Here is a 15,544-nt window from a genome sequence, read left to right as displayed (position 1 = left end):
GACACGCACAGACGCCGGTGGGCGGCACCCCTTCGCGGGGTGCCGCCCACCGGCGGCTGCGTGTCGCGTACTCCCCGTTACTTCCGCATGACCTCCGGCTCATGGCGGCGCAGCAACCGCGCCACCACGAACCCGCACACGACGCCGATGAACAGCAGGACCCCGAGGTTGAAGCCCCACTGCGACACCGAGTGGTCCCAGAGCGGGTCCAGGTCGTTGGGGCTCTTGGGCTCCCACGGCGGCATCAGATGCGCCAGGTCGAGGGTCGATCCGGTGCCGGCGATCGCCCAGCGCGAGGGCATCAGCCAGGCGAACTGCTCCAGGCCGGGCGAACCGTAGACCTGGAAGAGCGTGCCCGTGAACACGACCTGGACGATCGCGAACATCACCAGCAGCGGCATGGTCTTCTCGGCGGTCTTGACCAGCGAGGAGATCACCAGACCGAACATCATCGACGTGAAGCCGAGCGCGATGATGACGATGCACATCTCGACGGCCGGCGGCATGAGCAGGCCCTCGTCGGGCAGCGCGCGGGGCGCGAAGCCGATGCCGCAGATGATGACGCCCTGGAAGGCCGTGATCACACCGAGCACGATGACCTTGGACATCAGATACGCGGAGCGGGAGAGCCCGGTGGCCCGTTCCCGTTCGTAGATCACCCGTTCCTTGATCAGTTCGCGTACGGAGTTGGCCGCGCCCGAGAAGCACATACCGACCGCGAGGATCAGCAGGATCGTCCCGGCCTTGCCGTTGAACTGGGACGGCGGCTCGGGCGGTCCCAGACCGAAATCGGCCGGGATCACGACGCTCACCACGCCGAGGACGGCGGGCAGTATCACCATCAGGCCGAGGAAGCCCCGGTCGGAGGCGATCACCGAGGAGTAGCGCCGGATCAGCGTCCAGAGCTGGGAGCCCCAGCTCTGCGGCTTCGGCGGGCGCATCTGCTGCGGCGTCGGCATATGGACGGGCTGCGCCGCGACGGCGTCGATGTCGGCCGCGTACATCTGGTAATGCTGCGAACCGCGCCAGCGGCCCGCCCAGTCGTAGTCGCGGTAGTTCTCGAACGCCGAGAAGACATCGGCCCAGGTGGTGTAGCCGAAGAAGTTGAGCGCTTCCTCCGGCGGTCCGAAGTACGCGACCGAGCCGCCGGGCGCCATGACCAGCAGTTTGTCGCAGATCGCCAGCTCGGCCACGGAGTGGGTGACGACCAGGACCGTACGGCCGTCGTCGGCGAGGCCGCGCAGGAGCTGCATGACGTCACGGTCCATCCCCGGGTCGAGACCCGAGGTCGGCTCGTCCAGGAAGATCAGCGACGGCTTGGTCAGCAGTTCGAGGGCGACCGACACGCGCTTGCGCTGGCCTCCGGAGAGCGAGGTGACCCGCTTCTCCTTGTGGATGTCGAGCTTGAGCTCGCGCAGCACCTCGTCTATCCGGGCCTCGCGCTCGGACTCGGCGGTGTCACCGGGGAAGCGGAGCTTGGCGGCGTACTTGAGCGCCTTCCGTACGGTCAGCTCCTTGTGCAGGATGTCGTCCTGCGGGACCAGACCGATGCGCTGGCGCAGCTCGGCGAACTGCTTGTACAGATTCCTGTTGTCGTAAAGGACATCGCCCTCGTTGGCGGGCCGGTAGCCGGTGAGCGCCTTGAGGAGCGTGGACTTGCCGGAGCCCGAGGGGCCGATGACCGCGATGAGCGACTTCTCGGGGACGCCGAAGGAGACGTCCTTGAGGATCTGCTTGCCGCCGTCGACCGTCACCGTGAGATGGCGGGCCGAGAAGGAGACCTCACCGGTGTCGACGAACTCTTCGAGCCGGTCGCCGACGAGGCGGAAGGTCGAGTGGCCGACGCCGACGATGTCGTTCGGGCCGATGAGCGCCGTACCGGACTTGGGGATCGGCTGACCGTTGACGTACGTGCCGTTGTGGGATCCGAGGTCGCGGATCTGGAACCGGCCGTCGGGCGTCGAGGTGAACTCGGCGTGCAGACGCGAGACCTGGAGGTCGGAGACGACCAGTTCGTTCTCCAGGGCACGGCCGATGCGCATCACCCGGCCGAGAGCCACCTGGTGGAAGGTGGTCGGGCTGCGGTCTCCGTACACCGATGGGGCCCCCGCCGCGCCACCGGTGCCGAGCCCGCCATGACCACCGGGACCGCCAGGACCGCCAGGACCGCCAGGACCGCCGGCGCTGCCCGGCCCTGCGTGCTGCGGCGGTACGTAGCCATGCTGAGGCGGCTGTTGCTGTTGTTGGTGCTGGGGTGGCTTCTGCTGCGGTGGCGGCCAGCCCTGCTGCTGAGGTGGCTGCTGCTGGGGCGCCCAGTTGGGAGCGCCCTGCGGCTGGGGCTGCACGGGCGCCTGCTGCGGCGGAGCGTGCTGCACCTGCGGTGCCTGAGCCTGCGGCGCCGCCTGGGCCTGTGGCGCCTGGGCCTGGGGCGTCGCGCTCTGCGGTGTGTACGCGCCCGCCGCCGCGCCGTTGAGATTCAGCCGCGGTCCGTCGGTCGCGTTACCGAGATGTACAGCGGTACCGGCACCGATTTCCATCTGGTGGATCCGCTGACCCCCCACATAGGTGCCGTTCGTGCTGCCGTGGTCCTCGATCACCCAACTACGGCCCCCCCAACTGATGGTGGCGTGGCGCCACGAGACCCGAGCGTCATCGATCACCAGGTCGCCCTGTGGATCACGTCCCAGGGTGTACGACCTGGACCGGTCGAGCGTCCAGGTCCTTCCGTTCAATTCAAGTACGAGTTCCGGCACTCCATGCCCCACTGGTTGTCCCCCGGGTTACTCCCCATCACGGGAAGTCTAGGGATGGCGAACATCGGGGGGAACTATTTCAGGCTCGCCCCCTTATCCGAAAGTCGGGCCTCGGGAAAGACCACAAAATCCCCATCGGGGCTCGGCGAAATGTCGGTGAACAGCCGCAAACCCCGCAAGAGGGACCCACGGCCCGCGGACCTGTCCGGTATATGCCGCAGGATGTCCCGCAAGCGTGTCCGGTTGGCGGGACCGTGTCCGATACGCGGGACGCCAGGTCGCCTCACGCGTCACTCCCGATACGGTGGAATCACCATGAGCGCATCGCAGCCCCGTCAGACCACTGACGCCGCCCCCACGCTTCTCGTCAAGATCTTCGGGAAAGACCGCCCGGGGATCACCGCCGGCCTCTTCGACACCCTCGCCGCCTATTCGCTCGACGTCATAGACATCGAGCAGGTCGTCACCCGTGGCCGTATCGTCCTGTGCGCGCTTGTCACCTCGCCCGCCGCCGACGGCGGCACCGAGGGCGAGCTGCGCGCGACCGTCCACAGTTGGGCGGAGTCCCTGAAGCTCCAGGCCGAGATCATCTCCGGGACCGGCGACAACCGCCCACGCGGCAGCGGCCGTTCCCATGTCACGGTGCTCGGACATCCGCTGTCCGCCGAGTCGACGGCGGCCATCGCCGCCCGCATCACCTCGACCGGCGGCAACATCGACCGTATCTTCCGGCTGGCGAAGTACCCGGTCACCGCCGTGGAGTTCGCGGTGTCGGGTACGGAGACCGAACCCCTGCGTACGGCGCTGGCGACCGAGGCCGCCGAGATCGGCGTGGACGTCGCCGTCGTCTCGGCCGGGCTGCACCACCGGGCGCAGCGGCTGGTCGTCATGGATGTCGACTCGACCCTCATCCAGGACGAGGTCATCGAGCTGTTCGCCGCGCACGCGGGCTGCGAGGAGCAGGTCGCCGAGGTGACGGCCAGGGCCATGGCCGGTGAGCTGGACTTCGAGCAGTCGCTGCACGCGCGCGTGGCGCTGCTCGCCGGACTCGACGCGTCGGTGGTGGAGAAGGTACGCACGGAGGTACGGCTCACGCCCGGCGCCCGCACCCTGATCCGTACGCTCAAGCGGCTCGGCTACCAAGTGGGCGTCGTGTCAGGCGGGTTCACGCAGGTGACGGACGCGCTGAAGGACCAGCTCGGGCTGGACTTCGCCGCGGCCAACACGCTGGAGATAGTGGACGGGAAGCTCACCGGTCGCGTCGTGGGCGAGATCGTCGACCGGGCGGGCAAGGCCAGGCTCCTGCGCAGGTTCGCCGCCGAGGCGGGGGTGCCGCTGTCGCAGACCGTGGCGATCGGCGACGGCGCGAACGATCTCGACATGCTGAACGCGGCGGGGCTGGGGGTCGCGTTCAACGCCAAGCCGGTGGTGCGCAGGGCCGCGCACACGGCGGTGAACGTGCCGTTCCTGGACACGGTTCTCTATCTGCTGGGGATCACACGCGAAGAGGTCGAAGAAGTGGAGGCGGCGGAGGCGGATCCGCCCGCCTGAGTCCGTCCGAACGAACCCGCCCGACACGAAGCCCCGGCACGCACACCGTGCCGGGGCTTCGTCGTCAAGGGAATTGAGGCGGTCGGGGAGAGCGAGCGCGCTGTCAGTCGTGCGGGGCCCAGTATTCGAGGAGCGTCCCCACATCGGGCTCCACGGTCTTCCACGAGCCGGTGAAGCCGATGACGGCGAACGCGGAGGTCGGGAACGCGCTCACGGACAGCCGCCCCAGGGCGTCACCCTCGGCGCGGGCCGAGAGCGCGTCGGCAAGGGCGTGCATACCGGGGTTGTGGCCGATCAGAAGGAGGTCGTTCACGTCGTCCGACGTCTCGGTGAGCAGCGCCAGGAGATCGCCGAGCGTGGCATCGTACAACCGGTCCTCGTAGACGGTCCTGGGGCGCTGCGGCAGCTCGTGCACCGCCAGTTTCCAGGTCTCGCGCGTACGGGCCGCGGTCGAACAGAGAGCCAGGTCGAAGGCGATACCGGTCTCCGCGAGCCGGCGGCCGGCCACCGGGGCGTCCGCGCGGCCTCGCTCGGCGAGCGGCCGCTCGTGGTCGGCCACCTCGGGCCAGTCGGCCTTCGCGTGCCGGAGTAGGACAATCCTGCGGGGTGTTTCGACGCTCATGCATCCCAGCTTCGCACGAAATGCGCCGTCAGGCGCGGGGTGTTGGAGCCCTCACCCACCATGGGCTACCGGGCGAGGGTCTGCTGTATCTGCTGCACCACCCGGCCGACGCCCGGGTCGCCCGCGGCGGCGTTGGCCTGCCCGGAACCGGTCATCAGCAGCAGCAGCGCGGCGAACGCGATCGCGGGCAGAGCGACAGCCCACCAGGGGAGACGGATCTCGACGGTGTCGGGGGACGGACGGTGGGACCGGGTGTGCGTAGGGGCCGACATGGCCGCCTCCGTAGGTCTGCGGTTGAGGTACCTCAAAGCTACGGATCAGCGGACCCCGCTCCCATCCGGAGACCCACCCACTTGACCCTGACCCTGGCCCCCTAAGGGAGGGTGGTGCCAGCACCACCCTCCCCATTCTTTTTTTCAGGGCTCGGTTCGCCTCCGGGGCGCTTTGAGTCGCTGTCGACGGTCGACCGTGCTCGGCCCCTCGTTCCTCGGGGCCTGCGCGCGCTCTCCCTTTCGACACCGACGCGCCCCTTCGGCTCACTCGCCGAGGTACTGAGGTATTGAGGTACTACGGGGAGGCGATCGAGGCGATGACGGCGATCACGACCATGATGCCGATGATCGTGCCGAACATCAGCAGCAGCTTCTTCTGGCCGTTCTGGGGACTCGGATCAAGGACTGGCATGCGCCCAGTTTCTCATCTCAGCACTCGTCCTCGATCGTCCGGTCCCGGCCCGCGATGACCCCCAGCACGATCTGCGGCACCATCAGCCCGCCCACGAACATGATCGGCAGCTCCCAGCCGCCGCTGTGCTGGTACAGCACGCCCACCAGCAGCGGCCCCGGAATGGAGAGCAGATAGCCCGTGCTCTGCGCGAAGGCGGACAGCCGTACGACTCCGGGCCCGGTCCTCGCGCGCATGCCGATCATCGTGAGCGCCAGCGGGAAGGCGCAGTTGGAGATGCCCAGCAGCACCGCCCACACCCAGGCCCCGGCGGCGGGCGCGAGGAAGAGGCCCGCGTATCCGATCAGACCGCAGGCCCCCAGGGCGATGACGATCGGGCCCTGGTTCTTCATCCGGGTGGCCAGTCGCGGGATCACGAAGGCGAGTGGGACGCCCATCACCATCGTGACGGCGAGCAGCAGGCCCGCCCGGCCGGCCGACACCCCCGCGTCGCGGAAGATCTGCGGCATCCAGCCCATGGTGATGTACGCGCCCGTGGCCTGGAGGCCGAAGAAACAGCCGAGCGCCCAGGCGGTGCGGCTGCGGGCGATACTCGGCGCCGGTGCCTGCGACGACTCCCGCGCCCGCGCCCGCCGCTCCGTATCGCCACCAGCCGCGCCGGCCGCCCTCGCCGCGCCGGCCGCGCTCTTGCGGTCGCTGACCAGGAGCGCGGCCCAGGGCAGTACGGCGACGGCGGCGACCACGGCCCACAGACCGAGGCCGAGGCGCCAACTGCCGCCCAGCGCACCGGTCATGGGGACGGTCGCGGCGGCGGCCACCGCCGTGCCGGCGGACAGCGACATCGAGTAGAGGCCGGTCATGGTGCCGACCCGGTCCGGGAAGTACCGCTTCACGATCACCGGCATCAGCACATTGCTGAGGGCTATGCCCATCAGCGCGAGCGCGCTCGCCGCGAGGAAAGCGGCCGTGCTGTTGGTGAAGGGGCGTATCAGCAGGCCGGCCGTGATGGCCACCATCCCGGCGCAGACGACCGCGCCGGGTCCGAAGCGGCGGGCCAGACGCGGGGCGGTGATACCGAAGACGGCGAAACACAGCGCCGGTACGGAGGTGAGGACCCCGGCGACGCTGCCGCTCATATGGAGTCCGACGCGGACGTCTTCGAGCAGCGCCCCGAGGCTGGTGATGGCGGGACGGAGGTTGACGGCGGCGAGGACGAGGCCCACGACGAGCAGCCGGGTCAGCCACACGGTCGTCCGGGGGGACGGGGACGGTGCGGGAGAATCGGCGGGCGCGGGCGCGATGTCCTCCCGGAGTGGGGTCGGGGTCGTGGTCTCGTCAAGCATGGAGCCATCATAGAATCATAGGATGATTGGTTGTCCAGTCGAGTCCAGACGAGTTTGGAGCATCATGGCCCTGACCTCCCCCCGGCGATCCGCGCTCTCCGATCAGGTGATCACCGAGCTGCGGAACCAGATCACGTCGGGCGAATGGCCGGTGGGCTCACGCATCCCCACCGAGCCCGAGCTGGTCGAGCAGTTGGGGGTGGCCCGTAACACCGTCCGCGAGGCGGTCCGCGCGCTGGCGCACAACGGGCTCCTGGACATCCGGCAGGGCTCGGGCACCTATGTCGTGGCCACCAGCGAGCTGGCCGGTGTGATGTACCGCCGGTTCGCCGACGCGGACGCCCGGCACATCGCGGAGGTGCGCTCCACCCTCGAAGCCTCGGCGGCGCGGCTGGCGGCGGAGCGGCGTACGGAGCGGGACATGCGGCAGTTGGAGACGCTGCTGGCGCGCCGCGAGGAGGCGTGGGCCGGTGGGGACGCCGATCTGTTCGTGGCCGCCGACGCGACCTTGCATCTGGCGGTGGTCGCGGCCTCCCACAACGAGGTGCTGACCGCGCTCTACGCGGACATGAGCCATCTGATGCGCGACGGGCTGCGCGCCGATGTGGGACCTGAGCTGCGGCCGGCGTTCCATCTGGACCACGCGAAGCTGGTGGCGGCGATCAGGGCCCAGGACGCGTCCACGGCGGGGGCGGAGGCGGCGAGCCACGCGTTCAGTTGTCTGCGGAAGACCGTCTGACCGGGAGAAAAGGCGACAGGCGGCAGAGGACCGGTCAGGGCGCGACGCGTGCGTGGCTGACCCAGGCCGATTCGACTTCCTTCCAGCAGCGTCCGGCGAGCCTGACATAGCCGGCGGGCCCGGCATCGGCGGGAGCGCTGTCCGAGTCGACGTCCCACCAGCGCGCGCACTCTATGTGCAGCCGTACGCGATCGGTGCCGGGGTACGGGTTGTGGCAGAACGCGGTCACGGACGAGCCCTCGATCGCCGTACGGCAGGAGGCCCCGAACGGGTCGCGCTCCCCCTCGTCGCGGTCACCACCGTCGTCACCGTCGTCCACCGCCACCGTCCCGGCACCGGTCATGTCCGCCACCGACGTCCTGACCGGCGGGAGCGGCGGATCGTCCCGTACGACGGCGGTGACGGCGAGGCCCGCGACGATCAGCACCGCCACGGTCAGCGAGGCAGCCACCTTGCGCGCTCTGCGGTACACAGCGACACCTCCTCCCCGATCAGTGTGCGGCCGGTCGTCGCTCTCAACGACTCGGACGACCACGGACGGTGAGCGGTGACGCTCCGCGACGCGAGGAAGCCGCGTGCCGCCCTCAGGCGGTCACGCGGCTTCCCGGACGTCGATCCGTAAGGTCAGGCACCCATCATGTGGACGCCGCCGTCGACGTGCAGGATCTCGCCCGTCGTCTTCGGGAAGAAGTCCGACAGCAGTCCGACGACACCGCGCCCCGCCGGGTCCGGGTCGGCCAGGTCCCAGCCGATCGGCGCGCGGTGGTTCCACACGTCGGCCAGCTCCTCGAAGCCCGGAATGGACTTGGCGGCCATCGACTTGACGGGGCCGGCCGACACGAGGTTGCAGCGGATGTTCCTGGGGCCCAGGTCACGCGCCAGATAGCGGTTCGTGGACTCGAGCGCCGCCTTGGCGACGCCCATCCAGTCGTACTTGGGCCAGGCGAACTGCGCGTCGAAGGTCATCCCGACGACCGAGCCGCCGCGCTCCATCAGCGGCAGACAGGCCATGGTCAGCGACTTGAGCGAGTACGCCGAGACGTGCAACGCCGTGCCGACGTCCTCCCACTCGGCCTCCAGGAAGTTGAAGACTCCCTGCGGGCCGAAGGCGATCGAGTGCACGACGCCGTCGAGGCTCGCGCCCTCCCCCTGGTGCTCACGGATGCGGTCGGCGAGGCCGTCCAGGTGCTCCTGGTTGGCGACGTCCACCTCGATGACGGGGGCGGGCTTGGGCAGCCGCTTGGCGATGCGCTCCACGAGCGACAGACGCCCGTAGCCGGTGAGGATGACGTCCGCGCCCTCCTCCTGCGCGATCTTGGCGGCGTGGAAGGCGATGGAGGACTCGGTGAGGACACCTGTGACGAGAATGCGCTTGCCGGCGAGGATTCCACTCATGTGATCAGTGACCCATGCCCAATCCGCCGTCAACGGGAATGACGGCTCCAGTGATGTACGCGGCGTCGTCCGAGGCGAGGAAGCGGACCGTGGCCGCGATCTCCTCGGGCTGTGCGTAACGGCCGAGGGGGACTTGGGCGACGATGTTCGCGCGCTGCTCGTCGGTGAGCACCTTGGTCATGTCGGTGTCCACGAAGCCGGGCGCGACGACGTTGAACGTGATGTTGCGCGAGCCGAGTTCACGGGCGAGCGAGCGGGCGAAGCCGACAAGCCCGGCCTTGGAGGCCGCGTAGTTCGCCTGGCCGGCCGAGCCCAGCAGGCCGACCACCGACGAGATGAGGACGACGCGTCCGCGCTTGGCGCGCAGCATGGCCCGGTTGGCGCGCTTGACGACGCGGAAGGTGCCGGTGAGGTTGGTGTCGAGGACGGACGTGAAGTCCTCCTCCGACATCCGCATCAGCAACTGGTCCTTTGTCACACCGGCGTTGGCGACCAGCACCTCCACCGGGCCGTGCGTCTCCTCGATCTCCTTGTATGCCTGCTCCACCTGCTCGGCGTCGGTGATGTCACACCGGACGGCCAGGACACCCGACTCGGTCAGGTCCTTGGGCGGTTCGCCCGTGCGGTAGGTGATGGCGACCTTGTCGCCGTTGCCGACGAAAGCCAGGGCAATGGCAAGGCCGATGCCCCGGTTTCCTCCGGTGACGAGAACCGAGCGGCTCAACGGAGCACCTTTCGTAGCTGTCTAGCTGTTGGTACCTGGAAAACCTATCGGTCGATCAGCCGCTCCGTGGACTCGGGCATTGACAGCGCCTCGGGACGGTCACTGTGGGGTCCCTACATAAACGCGGCGAAACTCCCTCTCGTACCGCATGATTCACTGCGGACACCTTTACCGAGGCGTGTGAAAGGGAGGCCGACGTGCCCCATGAGGTAGATCAGTCGTTTCTGGCACTGCCGCTGAGGGCGCTCGCCGACGCGGCGCTCGCCAGGGCGCGTGCCCTCGGTGCCGATCATGCCGACTTCCGGTTCGAGCGGGTACGCAGCGCGGCCTGGCGGCTGCGGGACGCCAGGCCCGCCGGGTCGTCGGACTCGACCGATGTCGGTTACGCGGTCCGTGTCGTGCACGGTGGCGCCTGGGGGTTCGCCTCCGGGGTCGATCTGACGATGGACGCGGCGGCCAGGGTCGCCGGACAGGCCGTGGCGATGGCCAAGTTGTCGGCGAAGGTGATCGCGGCGGCGGGTTCGGACGAGCGCGTGGAGCTGGCGGATGAGCCGGTGCACGCGGAGAAGACCTGGGTGTCGGCGTACGACATCGACCCGTTCGAGGTACCCGACGAGGACAAGAGTGGACTTCTCGCGGAGTGGAGCGCGCGACTGCTGCGCGGGGAGGGCGTCGCGCATGTGGACGCCTCGCTGCTGACCGTCCACGAGAACAAGTTCTACGCGGACACGGCGGGCACCGTCACCACGCAGCAGCGCGTGCGGCTGCACCCGCAGCTCTCGGCGGTCGCCGTGGACGGCGAGAGCGGCGAGTTCGACTCGATGCGCACGATCGCGCCGCCGGCCGGCCGGGGCTGGGAGTATCTGACGGGCACCGGCTGGGACTGGGACTCCGAGCTGGAGCGGATTCCGGCGCTGCTCGCCGAGAAGATGCGCGCGCCGAGCGTCGAGGCGGGGACGTACGACCTGGTGGTCGACCCGTCGAACCTCTGGCTGACGATCCACGAGTCGATCGGGCACGCGACGGAGCTGGACCGGGCGCTGGGGTACGAGGCGGCGTACGCGGGGACGTCCTTCGCGACCTTCGACCAGTTGGGGAAGCTGGCGTACGGCTCGTCGATCATGAATGTGACGGGTGACCGGACGGCGGAGCACGGTCTTGCGACGATCGGGTACGACGACGAGGGCGTCGAGGCCCAGTCGTGGGACCTCGTCAAGGACGGCACGCTCGTCGGCTACCAGTTGGACCGGCGGATCGCGAAGCTCACGGGCTTCGACCGCTCCAACGGCTGCGCGTACGGCGACTCGCCGGGCCATGTGCCGGTGCAGCGCATGGCGAACGTGTCGCTGAAGCCGGATCCGGGCGGGCTCGGCACCCAGGATCTGATCGGCGGTGTGGAGCGCGGGATCTATGTGGTCGGCGACCGTTCGTGGTCGATCGACATGCAGCGCTACAACTTCCAGTTCACCGGGCAGCGGTTCTTCCGGATCGAGAACGGCCAACTGGCCGGGCAGTTGCGCGATGTCGCCTATCAGGCGACGACGACGGACTTCTGGGGCTCGATGGAGGCGGTCGGCGGCCCGCAGACGTATGTACTCGGCGGCGCGTTCAACTGCGGCAAGGCCCAGCCGGGCCAGGTGGCGTCGGTCTCCCACGGCTGCCCGTCGGCCCTGTTCCGAGGTGTGAACATTCTCAACACGACGCAGGAGGCCGGACGATGACGGCGACCACGGGAATCGGCCGGGGGTCCGGGGGTTGCCCCCCGGGACAGCACAGCCTCAACACGACGCAGGAGGCCGGAAGTTGAGCACGAGCAGCAAGCCGCACGAGATCGTCGAGCGGGCCCTCGAACTGTCCACCGCCGACGGCTGCGTGGTCATCGCCGAGGAGAGTTCGACCGCCAATCTGCGCTGGGCGGGCAACGCGCTGACGACGAACGGGCTGACCCGGGGCCGTACGCTCACCGTCATCGCGACCGTCGACGGCAAGGAGGGCACCGCCTCCGGCGTGGTGTCGCGATCCGCCGTCACCGCCCACGAGTTGGAGCCGCTGGTCCGTGCCGCCGAGGCCGCCGCCCGGGGTGCGGGTCCGGCGGAGGACGCCCGGCCGCTCGTGGAGGCCGGTCCGGTGTCCGAGGACTTCACCGACGCGCCCGCCGAGACGACGTCCGCCGTCTTCGCCGACTTCGCGCCCGCGCTCGGCGAGTCCTTCGCGCGCGCCAGAGCCGGCGGCCGTGAGCTGTACGGCTTCGCGAACCATGAGCTGACGTCGACGTATCTGGGTACGTCCACGGGCGTACGGCTCCGTCATGACCAGCCCAACGGCACCCTGGAGCTGAACGCCAAGTCCCCCGACCGGTCGCGGTCGGCCTGGGCGGGGCGGGCGACGCGTGACTTCAAGGATGTCGATCCGGCGGCGCTCGACGCGGAGCTGGCGAAGCGGCTGGCCTGGGCGGAGCGCCGGATCGATCTGCCGGCGGGCCGGTACGAGACGCTGCTGCCGCCCACGGCGGTGGCCGATCTGCTGATCTACCAGTTGTGGTCGTCGTCCGCGCGGGACGCCGCCGAGGGCCGTACGGTCTTCTCCAAGCCCGGCGGTGGCACCCGCGTCGGCGACACCCTCGCCGAGCTGCCGCTGTCGCTGCGCAGCGACCCGGCCGAACCGGGCCTGGAATCCGCCCCGTTCGTGATCGCGCACGCGTCGGGCGACGACTCGTCGGTGTTCGACAACGGACTGCCGCTGACGGCGACCGACTGGATCCGGGACGGGAAGCTGGACCGGCTGGTCACCACCCGGCACAGCGCGGAGCTGACCGGGCTGCCGCTCGCGCCGGCCGTCGACAACCTGATCCTGGACGGCGGCGGTGAGCGTTCGCTTCAGGAGATGGTCGCCGATACCTCGCGCGGGCTGCTGCTGACCTGTCTGTGGTACATCCGCGAGGTCGATCCGGCGACGCTGCTGCTGACGGGGCTGACCCGCGACGGTGTCTACCTGGTCGAGGACGGCGAGGTCGTCGGCGAGGTGAACAACTTCCGCTTCAACGAGTCGCCGGTCGGTCTGCTCTCGCGGGCGTCGGAGGCGGGACGGACGCAGAAGACGCTGCCGCGTGAGTGGGGCGACTACTTCACTCGGGCGGCGATGCCCGCGCTGCGGGTGCCGGATTTCAATATGAGTTCGGTCAGCCAGGGCGTATAACCTCTTCAGGCGTTCGGCTGTCATGGACGCCGGACGGACCTGACTCATCGAAGGAGACACGAGAAACGTGACGGATATCGTCGAGGAGCTGCGGTGGCGCGGGCTGATCGCCCTGTCCACCGACGAGGACGCGTTGCGCAAGGCGTTCGCGGACGGCCCCGTCACGTTCTATTGCGGCTTCGACCCGACCGCACCCAGCCTGCATCTGGGGAATCTGGTCCAGATCCTCACCATGCGCCGGCTCCAGCAGGCGGGGAACCGCCCGCTGGGGCTGGTCGGCGGGGCGACGGGGCTGATCGGCGACCCCAAGCCGAACTCGGAGCGCACGCTGAACGCGCCCGAGGTCGTCGGCGAGTGGGTGGAACGGCTGCGCGGGCAGATCGAGCGGTACCTGGACTTCGACGGTCCGTACGCGGCGACCATGGTCAACAACCTGGACTGGACGTCGGGCATGTCGGCGATCAGCTTCCTGCGCGACGTCGGGAAGTACTTCCGGGTCAACAAGATGATCGCGAAGGAGGCGGTCGCACGGCGGCTGAACTCCGACGCGGGCATCAGCTACACCGAGTTCAGCTACCAGATCCTCCAGGGCATGGACTTCCTGGAGCTGTACCGGCGCTACAGCTGCACGCTCCAGACCGGCGGCAGTGACCAGTGGGGCAACCTCACGGCGGGTACGGACCTGATCCACCGGGTCGAGCCCGAGGCGTCGGTGCACGCCCTGGCGACCACGCTGATCACGAAGGCCGACGGTACGAAGTTCGGCAAGACGGAGTCCGGCACGGTCTGGCTGGACCCCGAGCGGACGACACCGTACGCGTTCTACCAGTTCTGGCTGAACGCGGACGACCGGGACGTCTCGAAGTTCCTGCGGATCTTCAGCTTCAAGTCCCGCGCGGAGATCGAGGAGCTGGAGAAGCTGACCGAGGAGCGCCCGCAGGCCCGCGCGGCGCAGCGCGCGCTGGCCGAGGAGCTGACGACGCTGGTCCACGGCGCCGATCAGTGCGCGGGTGTGGTCGCGGCGTCGAAGGCGTTGTTCGGGCAGGGTGAGCTGACGGGTCTCGACGCGGCGACGCTGGCGGCGGCGCTGTCGGAGGTGCCGCACGCGCGGGTGGCCGAGCTGGTGCCGATGGTGGATCTGCTGACGGAGGTCGGGCTGGCGCCGAGCAAGTCGGCGGCCCGGCGCACGGTGAAGGAGGGCGGGGCGTACGTGAACAACGTCAAGGTCACGGACGCCGAAGCCGTACCGGACGCCGGGGAGCTGCTGCACGGGCGCTGGCTGGTGCTGCGGCGCGGCAAGAAGAACCTCGCCGCGGTCGAGGTGACGGCGGACGCGGCCTCCTGACGGGAGGGCCGCCGGCGCGGTCGGCGGACGGCGTTGGTCGGTCGGCGGGCGTCGTAGGACAGTGTCACGGCCCGGTACGCCGCAACGCGTACCGGGCCGTCACACTGTCCGCCGCCGGGCCCGCTCGGGGCCGGTCGTCATCTGGGCGCTTTCGTCCGTCTCCTGGAGCCCCGGACCGACGCCCAGAGCATGTCGCCCACCCCCACGACGAGGATGGCGCCGACCAACTGGAGCACATGCCGTGTCCAGTCGATGCCCTTGGTGTCCTCGACTCCCAGCCAGCCCGCCGCCGCGTTTCCGAGGATGCTGCCCAGGATTCCGAACACGGTAGTCAGCCACAGTGGGATCCGCTGCTTGCCGGGGATGATCGCCTTGGCGATCAGACCCAGCACCAGACCCACGATGATTGCCCACAACCAACTCATGGTCGCCTCCTCGTGCGGCGCGCTCTGCGCGTGTGCGACCAAGTCTGGGTGTGTCCTTCGTACGTCGCATGCCGAACAGGGCCGTACGTGGCCGGGCGTGGGCGTGATGCGCCCGCGTCGAGCGGTCCCCCCTCTCGTAGGCGGCGCACTGCGGGCGTACCGTTGGGCGGGTCCGGCACGGGGAACGGCCGGCGAGGGAATCGGGTGGTGGGTCGTGATGCGGAAGCAGCGCAGCGCCGAGGTCTTTCAGATCACGGGTGCGAGGCGGGGGCTCGACGAGGACGTGCGCGGCAGACAGCGGCGCTATGTCATCTCCATGCTGGTGCGCACGCTGGGGATCATCCTGGCGGTGGTGCTGTGGAACGTGGAGCGTCATGTGGCGATCGCCGGGCTCGTGCTGGGCATTTTACTGCCCTACGCGGCCGTCGTGATCGCCAACGGGGGCCGGGAGAGGGCCCGTTCGCTGCCGTCCGGTCATATCGGCCCGCAGGCCCGGCCGATGATCGCTCCCGCCCCCGCGGCGGGCGGAGCGGAATCCGGTGCGCGGTCCGCGGAGTACGGACACCCCGCTCCCCCGCACGAGCGGGCATGAGCCTGCGGCTTGGGCCGGACTAATTCGAAGCTCAAGAAAAGCTCAGATCAATCATGAAGTTCCGGTGCACCTGACCCCAATAGCCGTGACATACTTTGTAGGCGCTCCGCATCCCCCGTCGGAGCGACGGACCGACGCCGGGCAGCTCCCCCCGTGGCTGCTCGGCGTCGCCTTTT

15 protein-coding genes are annotated in these 15,544 nt (G+C 69.4%); 6 read left to right on the top strand and 9 right to left on the bottom strand.

All coding sequences use genetic code 11. The annotated features are described in order from the left end of the window. Positions 1 to 77: 77 nt before the first annotated feature. Complete coding sequence (locus OG329_RS33855) at positions 78 to 2,765, bottom strand: FHA domain-containing protein (protein WP_405800292.1); 2,688 nt, start codon at positions 2,763 to 2,765, stop codon at positions 78 to 80. Between the two features lie 303 nt (positions 2,766 to 3,068). Between OG329_RS33855 and serB the strand changes: the two genes are divergently transcribed. Further along, entirely contained in the window at positions 3,069 to 4,304 is a 1,236-nt protein-coding gene (gene serB, locus OG329_RS33850) for a phosphoserine phosphatase SerB (protein ID WP_405800291.1), read from the top strand. Between the two features lie 103 nt (positions 4,305 to 4,407). Here the strand turns inward: serB and OG329_RS33845 are convergent, their stop codons facing one another. The 4 genes from OG329_RS33845 to OG329_RS33830 form a co-directional block, all read right to left on the bottom strand. Further along, positions 4,408 to 4,926 (bottom strand): SixA phosphatase family protein, encoded by a 519-nt coding sequence (locus OG329_RS33845; protein WP_405800290.1) that lies wholly within the window; start codon positions 4,924 to 4,926, stop codon positions 4,408 to 4,410. Positions 4,927 to 4,991: 65 nt separating this feature from the next. Then, complete coding sequence (locus tag OG329_RS33840; protein WP_405800289.1) at positions 4,992 to 5,198, bottom strand: hypothetical protein; 207 nt, start codon at positions 5,196 to 5,198, stop codon at positions 4,992 to 4,994. Between the two features lie 295 nt (positions 5,199 to 5,493). Then, positions 5,494 to 5,610: an SGM_5486 family transporter-associated protein gene (locus tag OG329_RS33835; protein WP_405800288.1), complete on the bottom strand. Its 117-nt coding sequence runs from the start codon at positions 5,608 to 5,610 to the stop codon at positions 5,494 to 5,496. Between the two features lie 17 nt (positions 5,611 to 5,627). Continuing rightward, entirely contained in the window at positions 5,628 to 6,953 is a 1,326-nt protein-coding gene (locus OG329_RS33830) for a CynX/NimT family MFS transporter (protein ID WP_405800287.1), read from the bottom strand. A gap of 64 nt (positions 6,954 to 7,017) precedes the next feature. Between OG329_RS33830 and OG329_RS33825 the strand changes: the two genes are divergently transcribed. Then, on the top strand, positions 7,018 to 7,692 hold the full coding sequence (locus tag OG329_RS33825; RefSeq protein WP_405800286.1) for a FadR/GntR family transcriptional regulator: 675 nt from the start codon (positions 7,018 to 7,020) through the stop codon (positions 7,690 to 7,692). A gap of 34 nt (positions 7,693 to 7,726) precedes the next feature. On the opposite strand, the gene OG329_RS33820 is transcribed toward OG329_RS33825, so the two are convergent. The 3 genes from OG329_RS33820 to fabG all read right to left on the bottom strand — a co-directional run bounded on the left by OG329_RS33820 (position 7,727) and on the right by fabG (position 9,811). Further along, entirely contained in the window at positions 7,727 to 8,164 is a 438-nt protein-coding gene (locus OG329_RS33820) for a hypothetical protein (protein ID WP_405800285.1), read from the bottom strand. Between the two features lie 152 nt (positions 8,165 to 8,316). Next, entirely contained in the window at positions 8,317 to 9,087 is a 771-nt protein-coding gene (gene fabI / locus OG329_RS33815) for an enoyl-ACP reductase FabI (RefSeq protein WP_405800284.1), read from the bottom strand. A 4-nt stretch (positions 9,088 to 9,091) separates the two neighbouring features. After that, a complete protein-coding gene (fabG, locus tag OG329_RS33810) occupies positions 9,092 to 9,811 on the bottom strand; it encodes a 3-oxoacyl-[acyl-carrier-protein] reductase (protein ID WP_405800283.1) in 720 nt (239 codons plus the stop codon). Positions 9,812 to 10,008: 197 nt separating this feature from the next. On the opposite strand from fabG, the gene OG329_RS33805 reads away from it, so the two are divergent. The 3 genes from OG329_RS33805 to tyrS all read left to right on the top strand — a co-directional run bounded on the left by OG329_RS33805 (position 10,009) and on the right by tyrS (position 14,351). Continuing rightward, positions 10,009 to 11,532 (top strand): TldD/PmbA family protein, encoded by a 1,524-nt coding sequence (locus OG329_RS33805; protein ID WP_405800282.1) that lies wholly within the window; start codon positions 10,009 to 10,011, stop codon positions 11,530 to 11,532. 82 nt (positions 11,533 to 11,614) lie between these two features. Continuing rightward, entirely contained in the window at positions 11,615 to 13,006 is a 1,392-nt protein-coding gene (locus tag OG329_RS33800) for a metallopeptidase TldD-related protein (RefSeq protein ID WP_405800281.1), read from the top strand. A 67-nt stretch (positions 13,007 to 13,073) separates the two neighbouring features. Then, positions 13,074 to 14,351: a tyrosine--tRNA ligase gene (gene tyrS, locus OG329_RS33795; protein ID WP_405800280.1), complete on the top strand. Its 1,278-nt coding sequence runs from the start codon at positions 13,074 to 13,076 to the stop codon at positions 14,349 to 14,351. A 137-nt stretch (positions 14,352 to 14,488) separates the two neighbouring features. Here tyrS and OG329_RS33790 read toward each other — a convergent pair whose 3' ends face one another. Beyond that, positions 14,489 to 14,776 carry a GlsB/YeaQ/YmgE family stress response membrane protein gene (locus OG329_RS33790; RefSeq protein WP_405800279.1) on the bottom strand — a complete coding sequence of 96 codons (288 nt, stop codon included), beginning with the start codon at positions 14,774 to 14,776 and terminating at the stop codon, positions 14,489 to 14,491. 217 nt (positions 14,777 to 14,993) lie between these two features. Between OG329_RS33790 and OG329_RS33785 the strand changes: the two genes are divergently transcribed. After that, positions 14,994 to 15,368 (top strand): DUF3099 domain-containing protein, encoded by a 375-nt coding sequence (locus OG329_RS33785; protein ID WP_405800278.1) that lies wholly within the window; start codon positions 14,994 to 14,996, stop codon positions 15,366 to 15,368. The last annotated feature ends 176 nt before the right edge of the window (positions 15,369 to 15,544 follow it).

This window comes from Streptomyces sp. NBC_01506, assembly GCF_045040295.1.
Taxonomy (GTDB): domain Bacteria; phylum Actinomycetota; class Actinomycetes; order Streptomycetales; family Streptomycetaceae; genus Streptomyces.
This window is presented reverse-complemented; position numbering and strand designations above follow the sequence as displayed.

Bases quoted from the DNA above. Each gene is read 5' to 3' on its own strand.
- OG329_RS33785 (WP_405800278.1), top strand. From the start codon at position 14,994: ATGCGGAAGCAGCGCAGCGCCGAGGTCTTTCAGATCACGGGTGCGAGG.
- fabI (WP_405800284.1), bottom strand. From the start codon at position 9,087: ATGAGTGGAATCCTCGCCGGCAAGCGCATTCTCGTCACAGGTGTCCTC.
- OG329_RS33830 (WP_405800287.1), bottom strand. From the start codon at position 6,953: ATGCTTGACGAGACCACGACCCCGACCCCACTCCGGGAGGACATCGCG.
- serB (WP_405800291.1), top strand. From the start codon at position 3,069: ATGAGCGCATCGCAGCCCCGTCAGACCACTGACGCCGCCCCCACGCTT.
- OG329_RS33790 (WP_405800279.1), bottom strand. From the start codon at position 14,776: ATGAGTTGGTTGTGGGCAATCATCGTGGGTCTGGTGCTGGGTCTGATC.
- OG329_RS33840 (WP_405800289.1), bottom strand. From the start codon at position 5,198: ATGTCGGCCCCTACGCACACCCGGTCCCACCGTCCGTCCCCCGACACC.
- OG329_RS33835 (WP_405800288.1), bottom strand. From the start codon at position 5,610: ATGCCAGTCCTTGATCCGAGTCCCCAGAACGGCCAGAAGAAGCTGCTG.
- OG329_RS33845 (WP_405800290.1), bottom strand. From the start codon at position 4,926: ATGAGCGTCGAAACACCCCGCAGGATTGTCCTACTCCGGCACGCGAAG.
- OG329_RS33825 (WP_405800286.1), top strand. From the start codon at position 7,018: ATGGCCCTGACCTCCCCCCGGCGATCCGCGCTCTCCGATCAGGTGATC.